Origin of the sequence: Collinsella aerofaciens, from assembly GCF_041537385.1 — a bacterium.
In the GTDB taxonomy this organism is placed as follows: Bacteria; Actinomycetota; Coriobacteriia; order Coriobacteriales; family Coriobacteriaceae; genus Collinsella; species Collinsella aerofaciens_BV.
This window is the reverse complement of record NZ_JBGORS010000008.1, coordinates 17,577-39,212: the sequence shown is the minus strand read 5'-3', so window position 1 is coordinate 39,212 and position 21,636 is coordinate 17,577. Positions and strand designations below refer to the sequence as shown.

At 62.2% G+C, this 21,636-nt stretch carries 17 protein-coding genes; 9 read left to right on the top strand and 8 right to left on the bottom strand.

The window, feature by feature from the left end; all coding sequences use genetic code 11:
* The 3 genes from ACEG18_RS08780 to ACEG18_RS08770 form a co-directional block, all read right to left on the bottom strand.
* A complete protein-coding gene (locus ACEG18_RS08780) occupies positions 1–1,488 on the bottom strand; it encodes a UbiD family decarboxylase (protein ID WP_372542366.1) in 1,488 nt (495 codons plus the stop codon).
* Positions 1,489–1,630: 142 nt separating this feature from the next.
* Positions 1,631–3,088: an SLC13 family permease gene (locus ACEG18_RS08775; protein ID WP_372542364.1), complete on the bottom strand. Its 1,458-nt coding sequence runs from the start codon at positions 3,086–3,088 to the stop codon at positions 1,631–1,633.
* Between the two features lie 243 nt (positions 3,089–3,331).
* Positions 3,332–4,279, bottom strand: coding sequence for an isopentenyl-diphosphate Delta-isomerase (locus ACEG18_RS08770; protein ID WP_372542362.1), 948 nt, complete (start codon positions 4,277–4,279; stop codon positions 3,332–3,334).
* A gap of 161 nt (positions 4,280–4,440) precedes the next feature.
* On the opposite strand from ACEG18_RS08770, the gene ACEG18_RS08765 reads away from it, so the two are divergent.
* Complete coding sequence (locus ACEG18_RS08765; protein WP_372542360.1) at positions 4,441–5,676, top strand: MFS transporter; 1,236 nt, start codon at positions 4,441–4,443, stop codon at positions 5,674–5,676.
* Between the two features lie 51 nt (positions 5,677–5,727).
* Entirely contained in the window at positions 5,728–6,174 is a 447-nt protein-coding gene (locus ACEG18_RS08760; RefSeq protein WP_372542358.1) for a low molecular weight protein-tyrosine-phosphatase, read from the top strand.
* 161 nt (positions 6,175–6,335) lie between these two features.
* On the opposite strand, the gene ACEG18_RS08755 is transcribed toward ACEG18_RS08760, so the two are convergent.
* Together ACEG18_RS08755 and ACEG18_RS08750 are read right to left on the bottom strand one after the other, a co-directional pair.
* Positions 6,336–6,665, bottom strand: coding sequence for a TIGR04076 family protein (locus ACEG18_RS08755; protein ID WP_372542356.1), 330 nt, complete (start codon positions 6,663–6,665; stop codon positions 6,336–6,338).
* Positions 6,658–7,482, bottom strand: a complete 825-nt coding sequence (locus ACEG18_RS08750) for a PfkB family carbohydrate kinase (RefSeq protein WP_372542355.1) — start codon at positions 7,480–7,482, stop codon at positions 6,658–6,660. Before ACEG18_RS08750 ends, ACEG18_RS08755 begins: the two co-directional genes overlap by 8 nt.
* A gap of 445 nt (positions 7,483–7,927) precedes the next feature.
* Here ACEG18_RS08750 and ACEG18_RS08745 point away from each other — a divergent pair, with 445 nt between their 5' ends.
* The 3 genes from ACEG18_RS08745 to ACEG18_RS08735 are packed head-to-tail and all read left to right on the top strand — an operon-like array spanning position 7,928 to position 12,183.
* Complete coding sequence (locus ACEG18_RS08745; RefSeq protein ID WP_099432335.1) at positions 7,928–8,434, top strand: MarR family winged helix-turn-helix transcriptional regulator; 507 nt, start codon at positions 7,928–7,930, stop codon at positions 8,432–8,434.
* Positions 8,427–10,271 carry an ABC transporter ATP-binding protein gene (locus tag ACEG18_RS08740; protein ID WP_372542353.1) on the top strand — a complete coding sequence of 615 codons (1,845 nt, stop codon included), beginning with the start codon at positions 8,427–8,429 and terminating at the stop codon, positions 10,269–10,271. The genes ACEG18_RS08745 and ACEG18_RS08740 overlap by 8 nt, the downstream gene beginning before the upstream one ends.
* Positions 10,264–12,183: an ABC transporter ATP-binding protein gene (locus tag ACEG18_RS08735; RefSeq protein WP_372542351.1), complete on the top strand. Its 1,920-nt coding sequence runs from the start codon at positions 10,264–10,266 to the stop codon at positions 12,181–12,183. The genes ACEG18_RS08740 and ACEG18_RS08735 overlap by 8 nt, the downstream gene beginning before the upstream one ends.
* Before the next feature lie 320 nt (positions 12,184–12,503).
* On the opposite strand, the gene ACEG18_RS08730 is transcribed toward ACEG18_RS08735, so the two are convergent.
* Positions 12,504–13,382, bottom strand: coding sequence for a LysR family transcriptional regulator (locus ACEG18_RS08730; RefSeq protein ID WP_372542349.1), 879 nt, complete (start codon positions 13,380–13,382; stop codon positions 12,504–12,506).
* Positions 13,383–13,615: 233 nt separating this feature from the next.
* Here ACEG18_RS08730 and ACEG18_RS08725 point away from each other — a divergent pair, with 233 nt between their 5' ends.
* The 4 genes from ACEG18_RS08725 to ACEG18_RS08710 all read left to right on the top strand — a co-directional run bounded on the left by ACEG18_RS08725 (position 13,616) and on the right by ACEG18_RS08710 (position 19,497).
* Positions 13,616–14,497, top strand: a complete 882-nt coding sequence (locus tag ACEG18_RS08725; protein ID WP_117786805.1) for an SDR family NAD(P)-dependent oxidoreductase — start codon at positions 13,616–13,618, stop codon at positions 14,495–14,497.
* 66 nt (positions 14,498–14,563) lie between these two features.
* Complete coding sequence (locus ACEG18_RS08720; protein ID WP_372542348.1) at positions 14,564–15,820, top strand: MFS transporter; 1,257 nt, start codon at positions 14,564–14,566, stop codon at positions 15,818–15,820.
* A 68-nt stretch (positions 15,821–15,888) separates the two neighbouring features.
* On the top strand, positions 15,889–16,929 hold the full coding sequence (locus tag ACEG18_RS08715) for a Gfo/Idh/MocA family oxidoreductase (RefSeq protein WP_117655361.1): 1,041 nt from the start codon (positions 15,889–15,891) through the stop codon (positions 16,927–16,929).
* Between the two features lie 420 nt (positions 16,930–17,349).
* Entirely contained in the window at positions 17,350–19,497 is a 2,148-nt protein-coding gene (locus ACEG18_RS08710; protein ID WP_372542347.1) for a Tex family protein, read from the top strand.
* Positions 19,498–19,878: 381 nt separating this feature from the next.
* On the opposite strand, the gene ACEG18_RS08705 is transcribed toward ACEG18_RS08710, so the two are convergent.
* Together ACEG18_RS08705 and ACEG18_RS08700 are read right to left on the bottom strand one after the other, a co-directional pair.
* Positions 19,879–20,583, bottom strand: coding sequence for a transaldolase (locus tag ACEG18_RS08705; protein ID WP_372542346.1), 705 nt, complete (start codon positions 20,581–20,583; stop codon positions 19,879–19,881).
* A gap of 193 nt (positions 20,584–20,776) precedes the next feature.
* Positions 20,777–21,604, bottom strand: a complete 828-nt coding sequence (locus ACEG18_RS08700) for an HAD-IIB family hydrolase (RefSeq protein ID WP_372542345.1) — start codon at positions 21,602–21,604, stop codon at positions 20,777–20,779.
* Positions 21,605–21,636 lie beyond the last annotated feature (32 nt).

Below are 21,636 nucleotides of genomic sequence, written 5' to 3'. Positions count from 1 at the left end.
CTAGAAAGCAATCTCCTTGGCCCACTTGTCTGTGTCGATCTCCATGAACTGCGAGCGGATGAAGTTCTTCTTGAGGTCGAACGGGACCGTGCAGTCGAAGATGGCCTTGCAGGCGATGCCGTGCTCGCGGATCGAAGGATCGAACGCGGGGTCGTTGGACGGGTCGAGCACGTGGCAGTGGCAGCCGGGGATGGTGATGAGGTCGACGTCGGCCTGGAAGCGCGTGGTCATGGCCCACATCACGTCGCTCATATCGAAGATGTCGACATCCTCGTCGACCAGAATCACATGCTTGAGCTCGGAAAATGCCGAGAAGGCGAGCATGGCGGCGTTGCGCTGACGGCCCTCGTCATTTTTGCTCGACTTCTTGAACTGCATAATGGCAACGAACTTGCCGCCGCCGCAGGGAGCAGCATGGACGTTGAGCAGGCGGCCCGGGATAGCGGTCTCGACCATCTTGTAGATGGAAGCCTCGGTGGGAATACCGGCCATGGACACGTGCTCGTGCGAAGGGCCGATGCAGCTCTCCATAATGGGGTTGACACGCGTGGTGACGGCGGTGATCTTGATCACCGGGCAGACCTTGGCGCCGCCGGTGTAGCCGGGGAACTCGGGCATGGCGTAGCCGTGGCCGTTGACGTCCTCGTTGATGGTCTCGTCGTGCATGAGGTAGCCCTCGAGCACGTACTCGGCATTGGCGATGCACTTCTGCGGAACGGTGACGCAGTCGGCAAGCTCGACGGCGTGGCCGCGCAGGGCACCGGCGATCTGCAGCTCGTTAAAGCCGAGCGGCGTGGTGGGCGCCTCGAAGCCACAGCACATGTACACGGCGGGATCCAGGCCGATGGAGATGGAGATGGGCATGTCCTCGCCGCGCTGGCAGTACTCGTCAAAGAACGCGCCCAGGTGACGGCTGCCGGGGGTAATCCACATGGCAAGCTTATCCTTGTCGACGCAGGAGAAGCGGTGGATGGTCACGTCGGACTGGGAGCCGTCGGGGCTCGTGCCATAGGCGAGGCCCATGGTGATGTAGGGGCCGCCGTCGACGGGCGTGTTGGTGGGAGCGGGGACGATCTTGCGCAGGTCAAAGCCCTCGTCGGTCGCCTTGTACACGACCTCCTGGCAGTCGACGTGCGTACCCTCGGCAATCTGCTCGGGCGCGATCAGGTTCTCGAAGCGCTTGCCGATTTCGAGGCCCAGGTGCTCCTCGTCCAGGTTGAGCAGGGCGGCAACGCGCTTGCGGCTGGCAAGCATGCCGATGCAGACCTTGGCATCGTCAAAGCCCTTGACGTTGTTGAAGACCATCGCCGGGCCCTCTTTGGTCGGGCGCATAACGGTGCCGCCGGCACCGACGTGGCGATAGACGCCCGAGACCTCGGCATCGGGATCGACCTGGGTGTCGGTCTCGAGCAGCTGGCCCGGCATCTCGCGCAAAAAGTCGAGCGCGGAGCGCAGGTCGTGGATCTGGGAAGCATCGGTAGTGGACATAGCATGCTCCTTTCGGGAGAGTGCCCGGCGGCGAGGATGCCGCCGGGCTGGGTAACGTAGTGGGGCCGCGACGCTCATAGATGGGACGCTCGGCCACTCGCAGTTCAAGCACTCGGCTGCTTACAGCCCAGCGCTCGACCGCTTACATCAGGCCAAAGAGATGGAACCAGGCGGCCTCGACCAGCACGACGATAAAGACGACCGCGGTGAGGGGAATACCCATGCGCATGGCCTCTTTGGAGGTGTAGCCGCCGGCGTCCTTGCCCTCGCCGATAAGGATCGGCAGGTTATGGAACGGCAGGATGTAGTGGATGTTGATGGACGTGAAGACGATGAGCGCCACGGCGAGCGGGCTCACGCTGGAGCCGGCCGCGAAGCTGATGAACGCCGGCACGCACACACCGAGCACGGCCATGACCGAGCCCATGAACATGTGGATGACCATGGAGAGCGCGGCGACAAGCAGGGCGAACAGGAAGATGTTCTCGGGCACGGAGCTGGGAAGCACGACATCGGCGATCCAGGCGTTCATGCCGGTGGCACCGCCCACGGAGCCCACGGCCATGGCAGCCGTCAGGAACATGAGGGACTTGATGTCGACAGCGCTCCAGCTGGCGGGGGTGAGGACCTCGCCGATGATGGGCATGGCGAGAGAAACGCCGATAGCCAGGGTAACCCAGCCGATGTAATCGCCCGAGACGGTGAGCCACAGCGCGATGGCGATGACAAGCCACACGATGGTGCGGATCTCCTTAACGGAGAGCTTGCCGAGCGCGGCCTGCTTGGCCACGATCTGCTCGCGATCGTAGACGAGCTCCTTGCTGGGCTTAAAGAGGAAGAGGCCCAGGAACAGGGTGCACAGCAGCGCAACCAGCATGGGCACGCTCATGTACAGGAACCAGTCGACGAAGGACGGGCTCATGCCGCCGGCCTCGGCGCTGTACTGCGCAACGAGCGGGTTGAGCGTGGAGTCGCCCGTCAGGAAGAACATGGAGCCCGGGGCGGCAGCGGCAAACACGAGGAAGCCGAGCTTGCCGCGGTCATCGTCACCGTAGCCGGCGGACTCGGCGATAACCGAGACGACGGCGAGGATGAGGAAGGCACGGGGGAACGGATGCGGGATCAGCAGCGACAGCACAAAGGTGAGCGCGAAGATCGAGATGATGAGCGACTTGGCGTCGCGCACGAACTTGAGCATGAACGCATAGGCGATGCGCTCGCCCAGGCCCGACTCCTTGACCGCGCTGGCGATGAGGTAGGCGCCGATGACGAGCCACATAGTGGCCTTGGTCCACGAGCTAAACGTGGAGGCGACCGTCGCCGAGATGCTCGCAGCGCCCGTGTCGTCCACGCACACCTTAAACAGAACGAGCAGCGCGCAGTAGAGCAGGCCCACAAAGCCTGGCTGCGCCACGCCACATGCCCAGAACACCACCGTGGCGAGCGTCAGTGCCAGACAGGTCTGACCGCCGACCGTGAGCTCGACCGTCGAGCTCAGCTCCGCCAAAGGAAGAAATTTCACCAGCAAAAAGACAACGATACCCAGCACAAAGCCAATTTCGCGCTTGGTGATCTTAAATGCCTTCTTTTCCGCTTCCATCTCCCCACCTTTCTTGTTGGGGGCGCTCCGAATTCGCAGCCACGTTGCCACTTAAAAAGGGGCGCCCGTTATCGGACACCCCTTACGTTGCGCTGTGTTGCGACAATACAGTCAAGCGGGATTTTTTAGATGGGAAGCGATCCTCTGGGCAAAAACCGTCACAACATTCGACGCTTTTCCTCGATTTCGAGATTTTCATCGAATGTTGTGACGGTTTGGATGTGGCAAAGGGACTGTCTTTTTTCACATAGCGAGGGCTGCGCGGATGGAGGGGACCTCCAGGGCCTCGCGGAGCCAGGGGGCCAGCTGCTCGGGGTGACCCTGCAGATAGCCGTCGAGCTCGGACGGGGCCACGCGGCGCACCTCCGAGATCTCCTCTTGGTTGATATGCAGCTCGCCCGGCTCAACATGGGCTGCGAACACCTCGCACCATTCGCACTCGCAGCGGCCGTCGCCGTGGTCCTCGCGGTACACCACGTGTCCGAGGTGCTTGAGCTGATCGGGCTCGCGCGTGATGCCAAGCTCTTCGTTGATGCGGCGAGCCGTCGCGGCGGTAACGTCCTCCCCGGGGAGCGGATGGCCGGCACAGCTATCGGCCAGCACCCCGCCCCACAGTCGTTTGAGAGGACTGCGGCGACAGAGCAGCAGGCGCGCGTCTTCGCCCCGGCCCTCGACCAGAAGCGTCAGAAATGCCTGATGCAGAATGTCCTCATCGGCATGGGCATCGATGCGGTCGACGGGGCCAAGCGGCTCGCCGGTCGCGGCATCGACCGCCACGACCTCGGCGCCCGCGCCGCCCTCATCCCAGCCGGCACGCAGAATGCGCGTGGCGGCTTCCTCGAGCGCGGCGATGAGCTCCTTGGTGGTGTCGAGCACGCGCTGCAGGTCGTCCTTGCTCGCCTGCTCGACATGAAAACCTGTGCTCGCCGTAACGGGCACGCTAAAGCGCGTGGCCAACGCCGCCGCGATATCGTGCGCCGGGATCTCGTCGCGATGGCACGGAACGGCCAGGATGCTCACCGTCGCCGTGCGGCCGGGCTCGGGACGCGGAATGGCCTGCGCCGTGGCGCCCAGGTGCGCGAACTCCGGCGAGCAAGCGTACACCGCCATGCCTTGCGGCGTCACCGTCAACTGGGCCTCGAGCGCAAACTTGCCCTCGCCCGCTGCAACCTTTGTCGTGTGCATACCCATGGGATCTCCTGTCGCCCGCGATGTACCTGAGACCATCTTCGCCTGTATTGCGACTATACAGGCAAGCGCAGCCTGCGACAAAGGGGGCAGGTACCTGACACATTCTGCTAGAGTTGCAGAGATTGAATCCCGCTTATTCATGCGACATTGGAGTGACAACCTTGACCGCCGCAACCACGTCTAAAAGTAAATCAACCGCCGCCGCGCTCTCCCCCGCGCGCACCAAGCTCTGCCTGGCGCTGCTCGTGCTGCTGGGATTCTCGCTCGGCTGCTCCGAGTTCGTGGTCATCGGCATCGAAAGTGACTTGGCGACGGAACTCGGCATATCGCTTGCCACTGCGGGCCAGCTCATCAGCGTTTTTGCACTGGTCTACGCCATCGCGACGCCGGTGCTTGCGCTCAGCACGGGGCGTTTCCGTCGTTACCAGCTGCTCGTGTGCTACAGCGTTATCTTTGTGCTCGGCAATCTGGTCATGGCGTTGGCGCCCAACTTCCAGGTGCTGTTTATCTCGCGCATTGTCCTGGGATCCGTCTCGGGCGCACTGCTCGCCGTGGGCGTGACGTACATCCCCGAGCTGCTGTCCCCGCAGCAAACTTCGCTTGCCATCTCGGTGGTATATGGTGCGTTTTCCGTGGCAATGGTCTCTGTCACTTCGATCGGCAAGTTCGTGGCCGACACGCTCGATTGGCACGTGGCCATGTACGGCACGCTGACCTTTGCCGTTTTGATCTGCGGAGCGCTCGTGGCGTTTATGCCGCGCGCTGGGCAAACCGACGAGCCTGCCACCTTTCGCGAGCAGGCGGGGCTTCTACGCGAACCGAGCATCATCACCGGCATGCTCATCTTTTTGTTTGGCGTGGGATCGGTCTATGTGTTCTACGGCTACGTGACGCCTTATCTTGAGCAGGTGCTGGGCATGGGCACTGTTCAGGCGAGTACCACGCTTATGGCCTACGGCGTGTTCTGCCTGATCTCGAACATCTTGGGCGGATGGATCGACGCGCGCTTTGGCATGAAGGCGCTGCTCGTGACGTTTGTGCTGCAGGCTGTGGCGTTACTCGGGTTGTTTGCTGTGGGCGGCACCATGCCGCTCGCGCTGGTCTTTGTCTTTAGCTTGGCGATGCTCATGTACCTGTTCTCGGTGTCGTGCATCACGCACTTTATGGACGTGGCGCGCAGCCGCCATCCCAAATCGATGGTGCTCGCGAGCTCGGTTGAGCCCATGGCGTTTAATGTCGGCATTTCGTTTGGCACCGCGGTGGGCGGCGCCGTGGTAAGCGGAGTTGGCATTGCATACGTAGGCGCAGTGGGCGCCGCGTTCTCGCTTGTGGCCTGGGCCCTTACGCTGGTGACGATTAAGCTGGCTCGCTGGGAGCGCAAGCGGGCGAGGGCGTAAGCGCAGATGCGATACTCGAGCTCGATGATGGCGATCGAAAGGAAACCGCATATGCAACGTGTACTGTTTATCTGCTATGGGAATATCTGTCGCTCGACGATGGCTGAGTCGGTGTTTACCGAGCTGGTGCACCGCGCTGGGCGCGCGGGCGAGTTTGTCATCGATTCTGCAGCGACCTCAACTGAGGAGATCGGCAACCCGCCGCACCACGGTACCGTTGCCAAACTGCGTGAAGTCGGGATTCCTGTCGTTGCCCACCGTGCGCGCCAGGTGCGTCGCGCGGAATATGGCGACTGGGATCACATTGTCTATATGGATGCTGAGAACGCGCGTGGCCTGCGTCGCATCTTTGGCGACGACCCCGACGGCAAGATTACGCGCTTGCTCGATTGGACCGAGCGCCCCGGCGACGTGGCCGATCCCTGGTACACCGGCAACTTCGACGCCACCTACCGCGATGTGCTCGCCGGCTGCACCGCTATGCTCGAGCAGCTGTAGGTTCGCGGGCGCGCGAGGTGCGCCATTGGCATAAAACGAGCGTGGATTATCTCCCGCATACAAATTGAGCGTGGATTTTCTCCCACTTTGAGCGTTCAAGTGCGCTCTAAACGGGAGAAAATCCACGCTCATTTTCTCGGTGGGAGAAAATCCACGTTCAACTACTCGTCGACGATCTCGGCGAGCCAGACGTTGAGGGTGTCGACCTCGGGGCAGCAGAACTTTGCCGTACCAGGCTCGTTGCCAGGCACGGTTCCGCCATAGCGCAGGATATCAATATAGGGAAAGCCCACATGGCAGGCCATGGCGCACATCTTGCCGCGGTCTCGGTCGAAGTCAAAGACGTCGCCCGGCTTGTGACCATGGTGGCAGCGGCACGCACCCAGCTGGTCCACGCAGCTCACGCGGATACGCGGACGCTTGCCACGCGGCGCGCTGAGCGGCTTGTTCTCGCCCGCAGGCTTGACGCCGCCCTCGCCAGCGTTACTCATGGTCGATCACGTCCAGGCAGGCCTCGATGGGAAGGCCGGCGGACTTATCCTCCTGGCCGGCATTGCGCTCGATAAGCTCAGCTACCACACGCATGGCATCGGACGTCGCGCGCTGCAGACTCCAACCGGCCATAACGCGGCCGACGAGCACCGCCGAGAACGTGTCGCCCGTGCCCGGGAAATAGACCGGAATGAGCTCAAAGGGAATCGTAAAGTACTCCCCCGCTACATGGTCGTAACCGATAACCGCGTTCGTGCCATTGACCACGGCGCTCGTAATGACCACCGACTTGGCACCCAACTCGCGCACGGCGTCCACAAGGGCGCGGGCCTCATCGGGCGTGATCTGCTCTGCAATAGGCGTATCGGTGAGCAGACACGCCTCGGTGTAGTTGGGCACCGCATAGTCGGCGCACTCGAGCAGGCTGCGCATGAGGCCGATCGTGGACTCGGGCACGCCGGCGTAGAGCTTGCCGTTGTCGCCCATGATGGGGTCGACGAACACCTTGGTGCCCTTTTGCGCGCGACGGTGGCAAAAGTCCGAGATGATACGCGTCTCTTCCTCGGTCACGATAAAGCCGGTCGAGATGGCGTCGAACTCAAAGCCGAGCTCCTCCCAGATAGCGAGGCTTTGGCGCACATACTCCGTGGTGTCATGGATGTAGAACTTGGGGTAGTTGAGCGTATCGGAAACGAGGGCCGTCGGCAGGTTGTGGATGCGATAGCCCATGTGCGACAGCACCGGCAGCATGGCAGAAAGCGCGACCTTGCCGTAGCCGCACATATCGTTAATCAGCAGCAGCTGAGTATTCTTCATGAGGGTCTCCCTTGTTTCGGGCGCGGCGCGGCAGCGCCACGGTGCGACTAAGTGTAGCGCAGGGGACGTTGTGAGCGGAGGCGAGCGGTGCGAAGTGCAAATTGTTGCGGAAAGGTTTCGGAAAATGATCCCTTTTCCTCCGTCCCCAAGGGATCACATGCACCGAAGCGGACCGTGGCGGAATCACAGGTTGAGGACGGACAGCGAAAACGTTCCTAAGCGAGCAAGGTGGCGCGAAAGAGGAGGGCATAGGCCTTGTGGCCATGCCCGACGATTGAACGCCAGATTGCCGCTTAGGAACGTTTGCAGCGTCGAGCCGTTACGCGGTTTGGTAAAACCGCGTAATCACTAGTTTGGTACCTTGACATTCATTTCTCATGCTCCTAGATTGGTTAGGCACAAAACAATTCCACTACCTAACTAAAGAAAGGAGCAACACTAATTCATGTGCGATGAACCTCTTAACCTTTGTTCGCACGAGCCCGGCGGCGACCCGTCACAGCCGGCGGATGCACCCGAAGCGGTTAGCTCAGAAGACAAGCTTGCCAAGCGCATCCTCAATGGCCTGGGCTTTTGCGGCCATTACATGCATTTTCATGGCGGAGGCGTGTCCGGCAAGGCGCCCATTATCTGCCTGCTGGCCAAGCAGCCCGGCGGCGAGATGTCGCAGCAGGAACTCGGCATGCACTTCGACCTCAAGCCGGGGTCGCTTTCCGAGATCCTGTCCAAGCTCGAGCTCAACGGCCTCATCGAGCGCAGCCGTAACCCCAAAGATCGACGGCAACTCACCATTCGCCTGACCGAAACCGGCCGAGAAAACGCCCGCATCGATCAGGCGGCCCGCATTCGCTTTAGAGAGCAGGCCTTTAGCGCGCTCACCCACGACGAGCGCGAGGACCTCGCCGAAATGCTCGAGAAAATCCGCGTAACCTGGGAGGAACTGGATGATTAAAACCCTTATGGGCAGCATCCGCGATTACATGAAGGTCACGATCGCCACACCGCTGCTGGTGCTTGGCGAGGTAATCTGCCAGATGATGATCCCGTTTATCACCGCCGACATGATCGACGCCATCAAGGACGGCACCGCCGTTACCGAGATGCTGCCCACCGCCGGCCTTCTGGTGCTCATCGCGCTGACGTCGCTCGCCTTTGGCGCCGCCGCGGGCATCACCTGCAGCCATGCGAGCTGCGGCTTCGCCAAGAACCTGCGTCACGACCTGTTCTACAAGATCCAGACGTTCAGCTTTGCCAACATCGATGAGTTCTCGAGCTCCTCGCTCGTCACGCGCCTCACCACCGATATCAACAACGTGCAGCAGGCCTTTATGATGATCATCCGTATCGCCGTGCGCGCGCCGCTGGTATTGATCTTCGCCTTTACCATGGCGTTTATCATGGGCGGCAGCGTTGCCATGGTCTACCTGGTCATCATTCCGCTGCTGGGCTTTGGACTGTTCTTTATCATCTTTAAGGTGCGCCCCATCTTCTCGCGCGTCTTCCACAAGTACGACGCGCTCAACGAATCCGTTGAGGAAAACGTCACCGGCATGCGCGTGGTCAAGAGTTACGTGCGCCAGGACTACGAGAAGGAGAAGTTCGCCACCGCCGCGCGCGACGTCCAGATGGACTTCACCCGCGCCGAGAAGCTGCTCGCCTTCAACAACCCCATGATGAACATCTGCGTCAACGGCGCGTTCGTCGTCATCATCTACCTGGGTTCCAAGCTCATCATCACGAGCCAGGGCACCCTGTTCGACGTGGGCCAGCTCTCCTCGACCTTTACCTATGGTTTCCAGATTCTCATGAGCCTGATGCAGCTGTCGATGATCTTTGTCATGGTGACCATGGCCGACGAATCGGCACACCGCATTACCGAGGTGCTGGCTGCCGAGCCCACGATCGCCGATCCCGCCGAGCCCGTGCTCGAGGTTGCCGACGGCTCCATCGACTTTGACCACGTGAGCTTTAAGTATTCCGAGTACGCGAAGCGCCAGGCGCTCGACGATATCGACCTGCATATTACGAGCGGCGAGACCATCGGCATTATCGGTGGCACCGGCTCGGCCAAGTCGACGCTCGTAAACCTGATCGCCCGCCTGTACGATGTCACGGAGGGCACCGTGCGCGTCGGCGGCGTGGACGTGCGCGACTACGACCTGGACGCGCTGCGCCACCAGGTAGCCATGGTGCTGCAGAAAAACGTGCTGTTTAGCGGCACCATCGCCGAGAACCTGCGCTGGGGCGACCCGAACGCCACCGACGAGGAAGTCCGCGAGGCCGCACATCTGGCCTGCGCCGACGAGTTTGTCGACGGCTTCCCCAAGGGCTACGACACCTGGATTGAGCAGGGCGGCTCCAACGTTTCCGGCGGTCAGAAGCAGCGCCTTTGCATCGCGCGTGCCCTGCTGCGTCGCCCCAAGATCTTGATCCTGGACGACTCCACGAGCGCCGTCGACACCAAGACCGACGCCAAGATCCGCGAGGGCCTGGCGAGCTATCTGCCCAACACGACCAAGCTCATCATCGCCCAGCGCATCAGCTCCGTGCAAGACGCAGACCGCATCATTGTCATGGAGGGCGGCCGCATCAAGGACATCGGCAACCACGACGAGCTGCTTAAGACAAGCGAGATCTACCGAGAGACCTTTACCTCGCAAAACAAGATGTCTGCCGAAGGTACGCAAGACGCCGACGACGTCTCTGGCGACGCGAACACGGTGACAGACAACACCGACATGACCGCAACGCAAGCTCAGACCCAGGAAGGAGGCGAGGCACATGAGTAAGGCAGCTACCGCCGAGCGCGCACGCAACCGCAAGGGTGGCACCATGACGCGCCTCATCAAGATGCTCTTTGGCTTCTACCCGGTGCTTTTGCCCCTCGTCGTCGCCGGCGTGGTGCTCTGCGCCATCATCAATTCCATCGGCGCGACGTTTCTCCAGAGCGCGCTGCAAGTCATCAGCGAATCATGGCAGTCGGGCGACTGGACGGCCGCGCAGCCCAAAATTCTGAAGCTTGTGACCACCCTCGGCTGCATCTACGCCGTGGGCGTCGCGTCTTCGCTCTTCTGGAACCGCGCCATGGCCGTCATCACGCAGGGCTCGCTCGAGAAGCTGCGCGAGAAGATGTTCAACCGCATGCAGGACCTGCCGATTCGCTACTTCGACACGCACCAGCGCGGCGACATCATGAGCCACTACACCAACGACATCGACACGCTGCGCCAGATGATCAGCCAGTCGCTGCCCAACCTGCTCATGACGATCATCGTCATCGTCACCGTGTTCTTCATCATGCTGTATTACAGCGTGTGGATGTGCCTGGTCATCATCGCCGGCGTCACCTTTATGGCCTTTATGACCAAGCTGCTCGGCTCCAACTCCGCGCGCTTCTTTATCGCGCAGCAGACCGAGCTCGGCGTGGTCGAGGGCCATATCGAGGAAGTCATGAACGGCCAGAAAGTCGTCAAGGCGTTCTGCCACGAGGCTGCCGCCGAGGCCGACTTTGACGAGCGCAACGAGAAGCTCTTCGAGGTCTCGCAGAAGGCCAACATGTACGCCAACATCCTCATGCCGATCCTCGGGAACCTGGGCGACCTGCTCTACGTGCTGGTCGCGCTGGCCGGTGGCATCTTCCTGGCGCTGGGCGTGCCCAACCTGAGCCTCTCGGGCCTGCCGCTCTCGATCGCCGTGGTGGTACCGTTCCTCAACATGACCAAGCAGTTCTGTGGCCAGATCGGCCAAATCTCGATGCAGATCAACGCCGTGGTCATGGGCCTTGCCGGCACCGAACGCATCTTTGAGCTGCTCGACGAGGAGCCCGAGGCCGACGAGGGCTACGTGACGCTTGTCAACGCGCAGGTGAACCCCGAGACCTGGGAGCTCGAGGAGGCCGACCACCACACCGGCATGTGGGCGTGGAAGCATCCGCACCGCGCGACCGGCGAGATCGAGTACGTGACACTGCGTGGCGACCTGGTCATGGACAACGTGGACTTTGGCTATACGCCCGACCACGAGGTGCTGCACGGCGTGTCCGTGTACGCCAAGCCGGGTCAGAAGGTCGCGTTTGTCGGCGCCACCGGTGCCGGTAAGACGACCATCACCAACCTCATCAACCGCTTCTACGACATTGCCGACGGCAAGATCCGCTACGACGGCATCAACGTCAACAAGATTCGCAAGTCCGACCTGCGCCGTTCGCTGGGCGTGGTACTGCAGGACGTGAACCTGTTCACCGGCACCGTGATGGACAACATCCGCTACGGCAACCTGGATGCGACCGACGAGGAGTGCATCGCGGCAGCCAAGCTCGCGGGCGCGGACGACTTTATCACCCGCCTGCCCGACGGCTATGACACCATGCTCACCGGCAACGGCGCCCAGCTGTCGCAGGGCCAGCGCCAGCTGATTTCGATCGCGCGCGCCGCCGTCGCCGATCCGCCGGCAATGATTCTGGACGAGGCCACGAGCTCCATCGACACCCGCACCGAAGCCATCGTGCAGGCGGGCATGGATAAGCTCATGGAGGGCCGCACGACGTTTGTCATCGCGCACCGCCTTTCCACCGTGCGCAACTCCGACGCGATCATCTGTCTGGACCACGGCCGCATCATCGAGCGCGGCAACCACGACGAGCTGATCGCCAAGCGCGGGTATTACTACCAGCTGTACACGGGTGCGTTTGAGCTCGAGTAGATAGGCTTGTTCCACGGAGGTCTCCCAGGCGGGCCGGGGTGTAACCTCCGTGCTCAAACATTCTCGCTTCGCTGCGAAACTGCGCGCGGAAGTTACACCCCGGCCCGCCTGGGAGACCTCCTGCGCGCAATCAGCCCGTCGTTTAAAACGGAATAAAAGTTAGTGAGGCCCTGGCCGTTTGGCCAGGGCCTCGTTTTGTTAGTCTTTTTGGGACGGGGCTTTTTAGCTACCCTGTGCCAAATACGGCGTCATGCTTCGACGGCACCAGATTGGGTAGCTAAAAAAGCCCCGTCCCAAAAAGACTACTCATCCCAAATGAACTAGTTGAGGAGTTGGGCCATGGCGTTGACGAATTTTTGGACTTGGAGGGTTGGCTCGAGCGGGTAGTGCAAAAAGACCGGCACCTCGCGGCCGCACAGGAACGGCACGCCCACAAAGGCCGGGTGCACCCCCGACCACGCCCCGCAGGTGAGCACCGCATCGCCCTTTTCCTCCGCCTCGTTAAAGAGCGCAAAGTCAAAACTGTCCACGTCGATCACGTCCACGCCGCCATCGGCCAAAAGATCGATGCGCAGGCTGTCCATAGCGTCGTTGCCGTGACGGAGCACGCGCAGGCGCATGCCCTCCAGGTCGGCAACCGTGATGCGCGTCTTGCGCGCAAGCGGGCTCGTGCGCGGCACATCAATATAAAACGGTACGTTGACGATAAGGAGCTTTTGGCAGGCGTCACCCCAGCGCGGGGTCGAAAAACTCGACTGCACCACATCGACCTCGCGGCCTAAGCTGCGCATAACGGCCTCGCGCTCGTCGTAGAGGTCGCTCACCGGCACGATCTCGAAGCGCAACGATGGCTCCAGCTCGTGTACGCCCGTCCACATCGACAGCGTTTGGCGCCCCGGGCACATCATCGACACGCCCAGGCGCACGGCACCGCCATCGCCCGCCGCGCGTCGGGCACGGCGCAGCGCGTCCTCGGACTGCCGCATAATCGAGCGCGCGTCGTCCACCAGCAGAGCGCCCGCCGGCGTCACCTTGACGCCCGAGTGCGAGCGTTCGAACAGCGTAATACCGAACTCCGCCTCAAAACCCGATACCTGCTTGACGAGTGCCGGCGTCGACACACGCAGCTTTGCCGCCGCCCGTGAGAAGCTTCCCAGCTCCGCGGCGGCCGATATGGCCTCGAGTCGTCGATCGTACACGTCAATCTCCTGTTTCCAGACGCATGGCAATGAACTGCCGAAGGGGGTCGTTTTCGCAGGTTACGCGCTCAATTGAGCATAAACTGCACCGTACGGTGTAAACCTGCGGTTAACGCTATTCTAACAAATATGCAATTCACCTGCGCAAATGCAAAGCATACGATAACCAGCGAAAACCACGTGGGTCGATTAATGGGAGCGACCCACAGGGAGGCACAAGAAGGGAAGTTCCTATGAGCAATTGGCTTAAGCTCGAGGGCGATGTCTGCGCTGTGACTGGAGCGCTCGGCGGTATGGGCGTCGAGATTTGCCGCGAGTTCGCCCGCAACGGCGCCAACGTCGTCCTGCTCGACCTGGACGAGGAAAAGGTCAAGGCCGCAGCCGCCGACCTCGCCGCCGAGTTTGGCATCCACGCCGAGGGCTACAAGATGAACGCCACCGACGAGGCCGAGGTTCAGGCCGCCGTCGACGCCACCATCGCCGACTTCGGCCGCGTCGACGTTCTCGTCAACACCGCCGGCATCCTGCGCTTCGCAGCCATGGAGGACCTGCCGCTCTCCGACTGGAACGAGGTCATCAACGTCAACCTCACCGGCTACTTCATCACCTCGCAGCGCTTTGGTCGCGAGATGATCAAGGCCGGGCAGGGCCGCCTGGTGCACATCTCGACCGTCGCCAGCCACTCCCCCGAGACGTTCTCGGGCGTGTACAGCTCCACCAAGGCCGGCGTCAACATGATGTCCAAGATGCTCGCCGCCGAGTGGGGTCCCTACGGCGTGCGCTCCAACTGCGTCGAGCCCTGCTTTGTTAAGACCCCCATGTCGGCGAGCTTTTACGCCGACCCCGAGGTCGAGAAGAGCCGCAGCCGCCTCATCGCCACGCGCCGCATCGGCGAGGTCAGCGATATCGCCAACGCTGTCATGTTCCTGGCGTCCAAGCGCTCGGACTTTACCACCGGCGACGCCATCAAAGTCGATGGCGGCTTCTCCAATATGATGGGCGACCTCACCGCCAAGCCCGGCGGTCGCCGAGCCTTTGCCGACAACTACCTCAAGAACAAGGGCGTCGAGCTTTGGTCCGACGAGTCCGGCGTCGCGAAGCCGACTGACCAGTAAACCAACCTGACAGGGAGGCCCGCGGACACGCCCGCTCCTCCCCCCGTATCGATTAGAAAGAGTCCAATGGCTTCCACCAACTCCAACAAGGGCCGCGCCGTCGTGCTTTCCGCCGCGTGCGTCACCATGTTCTTCATCAGCTCCATCGCGCTGTATTCCGTCGTAAGCAAGAACCTGCTCGCCGTCTACCCCGAGTGGTCCAGCGCCCTTACCTGGGCTTTCCCGGTCTTTCAGACCATCATGGCCGTGACGGGCATCTTCGCCGGCCGCATCTCCGATAAGATCGGCCCGCGCAACGTCGTAATCGCCGCCGCCGTGTGCTACGGCGTGGGCTGGTTCATGTCCGGCACCGTCACCGACCCGTGGCAGTTCTACCTGTGGTTCTCGCTCATCGCCGCCATCGGCAACGGCCTGGGCTACAACCCGGCGCTCACCACCGGCCAAAAGTGGTTCATCGACAAGAAGGGTCTCGCCTCCGGCATCACCCTGGCCGCTTCGACCGCTGGCCCCGCCGTGCTGTCCCCGGTGCTCGCCTCGCTGCTCATCCCGAGCCTGGGTATCTTTGGCGCCCTTAAGGCACTCGGCGTCATCTTCTTTGTGATGATCGCCGCCTCCGCCCTGTTCCTGAAGGCCCCCGAGGCCGGTTGGCTGCCCGAGGGCTTCGAGGCCCCCAAGGGCGGCGCGCACGCCGGCACCTTCGGCGACCTCACCCCGGGCGAGATGGTCAAGACCCCGCGCTTCTGGATCCTCATCGTCACCTTCGCCTTTGCCGCCACCGCGGGCACCCTGCTCGTGGGCAAGGTTGCCTCCATCGCCGCCGTCCAGCTCTTCGCCGACCCCACGAGCGCCGCGGCCGTCGCCCTCGGCGGTGTGGTGGTCTCCGTCAACACCTGTGCCAACCTGGTCGGTCGTCTGTCCTTTGGCCAGATCATCGACAAGCTCGGCGCCTACAAGTCGCTGCTCATCAGCCTTGTCGTCACCATCGTCGCGCTCGTCATCATGTCGATGAGCTTTACGCAGAGTATGTTCTTTGTGGCGCTCGCCCTGCTCGGCTTTAGCTTTGGCGCCCTGCTCGTCATCTACCCGCCGCTCACCGGTGGCGCCTTCGGTACCAGCAACATCGGCGTCAACTACGGCATCATGTTCTTGGGCTACGCCGCTTCTACCTGGATCAGCCAGCCCATCACCGCCGTGCTGTATCACGCCGAGGCCGGCAGCGCCGCCTACCAGCAGTCCTTCTACGGCGCCATTGTGATCGCCGCCATCGCCGTCGTGCTCACCGTCTACATGATGGTCTCCGACAGCAAGAAGAAGTCCGCCTAGTTTTGCTTGACGCGACAAGGGCCGTCCTCTTGTCGCATTCCACCGGTCACCAGTATTAAGGAGTCGAAATGTCTGAGCTCAACCCCGTCCGCATTGCCGTTATCGGCGCCGGCGCCATGGGCCGCAACCACATCCGCTTTGTTACTGAGGAGCCCGAGGCCGAGCTCGTCGCCATCGCCGACGCCTTTGAGGGCGCCCGCGCCACGGCCGAGGCCGCCGGCGTGCCGTTTTACACCGATCCCGCCCAGATGATGGACGAGGTCAAGCCCGAGGCCGTCATCATCGCCACCCCCAACGACCTGCATCTGGGCGTTGCCCGCGAGGCCGTGAAGCGCAACATCGTGCCGCTGGTCGAAAAGCCGATCTCCAACGACCTCGAGGATGCCCAGGCCTTCGCCGCCGAGGCCGAGACCGCCGGCGTGCCCGTGCTCGTGGGCCAGCACCGTCGCCACAACCCCTTCGTCAACAAGGCCAAGGAGATCATCGAGTCCGGCGAGCTGGGCAAGCTCACCGTGTCGAGCTTCCATTACATGATCTATAAGAACGATGAGTACTTTGACGTCGAGTGGCGCCGCAAGAAGGGTGCCGGCCCGATCCTGGTCAACCTGGTGCACGACGTCGACCTGCTCCGCTACCTGCTGGGTGAGCCCGTTGCCGTCCAGGGCATGCAGTCCAGCGCCGCCCGCGGTTTTGAGACCGAGGACTCCGCCGTGGTCAACGTTCGCTTTGCCGACGGCGCGCTCGCGAGCATGACCATCTCCGACGCCACCGCCAGCCCCTGGAACTGGGAGGCCACCGCTCGCGAGGATCCGCAGTACCGTCCCTTCGACGCCGACGCCTACTTTATCGGCGGAACCTTGGGCGCCCTTTCGCTGCCCCGCCTGCACCAGTTCTCCTACGACGGCGCCTCCAACTGGCACAAGCCGCTGCAGATGGAGATCCCGGCCGTGGACCCGGCGCTGCCGCACAAGATGCAGCTCAAGCACTTTGTGAAGGTTGTCCGCCGCGAGGTCGAGCCCGTCGTGACCCCCGCCGACAACGTCAAGACGCTCACGCTTCTCAACGCCATCAAGGAGGCCGCCGAGACCGGCCAGCTCGTCGAGCTGTAACGCCTTAAGAGCGGCCGCGGCAGAAACCCCATGCCGAACCCTTCGGTCCGCCACCAACAAGCCCCTCTTCTTTGCCCCGCGAGCAGCCTCCTGCCCGCGGGGCCTTTTGCTACCTTGCCGACGATTTTTCTGGGGCGGGGGCTATTTTGCACCTCGGCTTGATTCGTTCGCCACGAAACGCGCCTATCTACTACGTTTAACCGATCACCCTTAACCATGCCAAATTTCGCGGAATAAAAACCGCAGGTAGACGGGTTGCGCATTTTCGGAAAACCGGGGGATGGTCGACCCACACGGTTCAAACGTAGTAGATAGGCCGCTTTCGTGGTTCCGCGCCAAAACAGTCTTTTTTGGGCGAAGTGGCAGGTGGTATCCTTGGTAGCTCTGTGCTGCAAACGCACCTTAAACGCAAGGAGTCCCATGGATCTTATCGCCCAGCTCGCCCGCGAGCTCAACCTTAAGGCCGCCAACATCGAAGCGGCCGTCAAGCTCATCGACGAGGGCAACACCATCCCCTTTATCTCGCGCTACCGCAAGGAGGCCACGGGCGGCATGGATGACGTCGCCCTGCGCGCCCTCGACGAGCGTCTGTCATACCTGCGCAATCTTGAGCAGCGTAAAGAGGACGTCATCCTGCTCATCGACGCCCAGGGCAAACTCACGCCCGAACTCGAGCAGCAGATTCGCGAGGCCACGCAGCTCCAGCGCGTCGAGGACCTCTACAAGCCCTGCCGCAAAAAGCGCATGACCCGCGCGCAGAAGGCCCGCGAGGCAGGCCTGGAGCCACTCGCCAACATGATCATCATGCAGGCCTCGGCCAAGGGCAGCGCGCTCGACGCTGCCGCGGCATACGTCAACGAGGATGCTGGCTTCGACACGCCCGAAAAGGCGCTCGCAGGCGCGGCGGACATCGTGGCCGAAACGGTGGCCGAGGATCCCGAGAACGTCGCCGACCTGCGCGCCTTTACGCAAAACACCGCCGACATCGTCGTCGAGGCCACCGACCCCGCCGAGAAGACCCCCTACGAGCCGTACTACAGCTATGATGAGCCGCTGCGCCGTATACCCAACCACCGCGTGCTGGCTATCGACCGCGGTGAGCGCGAGGGCAAGCTCCGCGTGCGCGTAAACGTCGACGGCGCCGCCGCCACGGCGCGCCTCGGCAGCCGTTGGCCCCGCCGCCAAGGCGTCTTCGCGCCCGTCTTTGACGCCGCCATCGCCAACGGCTACAAGCGCCTCATGGCCCCCTCGCTGGAGCGCGAGGCCCGCGCCAAACTCACCGTTCGCGCTCAAACCGAGGCCATCAACGTCTTTGCCAAGAATCTCGAAGGCCTGCTCTCAGCACGCCCCGTGCGCGGCGCCCGCGTGCTCGCGCTCGACCCGGGCTACCGCACCGGCTGCAAGGTCGCCGTCATGGACGAGACCGGCAAGCTACTCGACCACGGCGTGGTCTACCCCACCAAGCCGCGCCACGACGTCGACGGCACCAAGCGCGAGCTCGCCCGCCTCGTCAAGAAGGACGGCGTCAACACCATCGTCATCGGCAACGGCACCGCCAGCCGCGAGACCGAGGAGGTCGTCTCGGAGTTTATTGCCGAGCAGGCGCCCAGCCTTCGCTACACCATCGTCAACGAGGCCGGCGCGTCGGTGTACTCCGCCTCCGAGCTCGCCAGCCAGGAATATCCCGACCTGGACGTCACCGTACGTGGCGCCATGAGCCTGGGCCGCCGCCTGCAGGACCCGCTGGCAGAGCTCGTCAAGATTCCGCCCCAGTCCATCGGCGTGGGCCAGTACCAGCACGACCTCGACCAGGCCGAGCTTTCACGCACCCTGGGCCACGTGGTGGAGGACGTCGTTAACCGCGTGGGCGTCGACGTCAACACCGCAAGCGCAAGCCTGCTGGGATACGTATCGGGCATTACACCGAGCGTGGCCAAGAACATCGTGGCATACCGCGAGGAAAACGGCGCCTTTACCGATCGCCGTCAGCTTAAGAAGGTCCCCAAGCTGGGACCCAAGGCATATCTCAACGCCGCGGGCTTCCTGCGCATCAGCGGCGGCAAGAACCCGCTCGACGCGACAAGCGTCCACCCCGAAAGCTACGAGGTGGCCACGGCCGTCCTGGAGCGCGCCGGCGTTGCGGCAAGCGAGCTCAGCCGCGGCGGCGTGCCCGACATCGAGCGCCGCCTGGGCAGCATATCGACACTGGCAAGCGACCTGGACTGCGGCACCCTCACGCTCATCGACATTGTCAACGAGCTCAAGAAGCCCGGTCGCGACCCGCGCGACGACGCACCCGAGGTGGTCTTTAGCCGCTCAGCGCTTTCCATCGACGACCTGGAGCCCGGCATGGAGCTCAAGGGCACGGTGCGCAACGTCGTCGACTTTGGTGCCTTCGTCGACGTGGGCGTGCACCAGGACGGCCTCGTGCACATCTCCAAGCTGGCCAACCGCTTTATCAAGCACCCGAGCGACGTGGTGCGCGTCGGCGACACGGTCAAGGTGTGGGTCGAGAAGGTCGATCGCGACCGCAAGAAGATCTCCCTCACCATGGTGCAGGGGAAGTAAACCGCCAAAGCAAGGGTCCCCCCTCTCGCGACGTGCAAAATCGCGAGTATTCTGCAGATTCCACCGTTCCGGATGCCCCTCAGAGACGAAAAAGCAAGAAACAGCCCCCGTTTTAGCGTCATCAGAGCCAAAACGGGGGCTGTTCCGTGCTTCAACCAGATGGTAAAAGCCTTTACCTTGCTGAATACTCTCGATTTTGCACGGCGCAGGCGGGGGTACCTTTGTCCACGGCAGGATATGGGAGCCTATCACCAACCTACCGGCAAGCTCGTGTCGGCAGCCCCGGCCTTTCCTTTGCCTAGCGCGACCCTCGCGAAGCGCGTGAGCGATAGGGAAAGGAAAGGCCGGGGCGAGCAGCCCGCGGCGTAGTCAGTGTTCGCGTTACGGCAGGATATGGAAACCGAGCGCGGCGATATCCTTGGCAAAGCCGCGCACGGTGTCGAGCGAGACCTCGTACGGGTCGCGACCGATGTTCTTGCGCTTGGCCAGGATGCTGTTGGGCACCGTGATGATCTGGCAACCGCATCCTTCCGCCTGGTATATGTTGATGAGCTCGCGCGTGGACGCCCACAGGACCTCGCAGTTGGGCTTGGTGGCAGCCTTCTTGACCGACTCCGTCATAAACGGAATGGGATCGACGCCGGTGTCGGCGATGCGGCCGGCAAAGAGCGAAATAATGGACGGCGTCTCGGCGTCAACGGCCTCGACCATCTCGTCGACCTGCTTAGGCGTAAAGATGGTAGTGACGTTGACCTTGATGCCGTCGGCCGAAAGCTTGCGGACCAGCTCGGCGGTGGACTCGCCCTTGGTAGTCACGCACGGAATCTTGACGTAGACGTTCTCGGCCCAGGTAGCGATCTCGCGGGCCTCGACCTCCATGGTCTCGACGTCGTCGGCAAAGACCTCAAACGACACGGACACATCGGTGATGTGGGCCAGGACCTCCTTGGCAAACGCACGGTAATCCGTCACGCCGCCCTTCTTCATAAGGGACGGGTTGGTCGTGAAACCCTGAACGTTGCCGTTCTCGTACATGTCGAGCATGCCCTCGAGGTTTGCACCGTCAGCGAACACCTTGATTGCCATCTGCCTGATTCCTTTCGCTTGCACATGGACGTTAAACTGCTAAACACTTTACCTATGTTTATCAAGGCGTGAGCTGCGGGTTTTTATCTTCTCGGCGAACGGTATAAACACCTCAGTGTTTGGATTGATAAATCGATTGAGCATGCAAAAGCAAAGAGTCGCAGTTTGAGCAAACGTCAGAAGGCGGGATTCATTAGATGAGGCCGAAATGCTGCATCGCTGAGACGGTGCCATCGTGTGCGACATCGTCGGTCACGTAGTCGGCGACCGCCTTGACCTCGGGCATGGCGTTACCCATGGCCACGGCCGTCTCGACGGCGGCGAGCATGCCCAGGTCGTTACCCGAATCGCCAAAGCCAAAGGTGCACGCGTTGCCAGTGCGGCCCAGATACTCCAGCGCTCGCGCCACGCCCACGCCCTTGTCGATGCCCTTGGGGCTCAGCTCGCGATTCTGGCCACCGGTGTTGCACAGCTCAAACTCGCGATCGATAAAGCCATCATCGTTGGCCACGCGAGCCAGGTCGCACGCGTTAATGCACACCTTGCCTACGCGCAAATGCCCATCGACGCGCATCTGATCAACGCCATGCACCACGCCGGCGCCTAGCAGAAATGACTGTTCGACACCAACCGGCTCAAGTGAATAGGTGGCACCGTTCGTCTCGAACAACGCCTCGCCGCCCGCCATAGTAATGCGACGCGCGAGCTCCTCAACAATGTCCTCGTCAAAGCAGTCCTCGTGTACCACGCGGCCTTCGACCTCGAGCGTAGCGCCCGCCATGGCAACGACGCCCGCGGGGTCGAGCGCACGCAGACTATCGGCGATGAGCCACAGGGGGCGACCCGTGCAGATAAACGCCTTGTGCCCCGCGTCGCGCAGACGATGAAACGCCTCGACGACCGTCTGCGAAGGGTGAACCGCCGAAAAGTCCTTATCGGTCATATCGTCGGGATCGAACGACGTCAGCGTGCCGTCCACGTCAAAAAAGAGCACGGCGGAATCGGGGCACGCATCAATCATATGGGTTCCTTTCGAGGATAAGGGCAAACGAA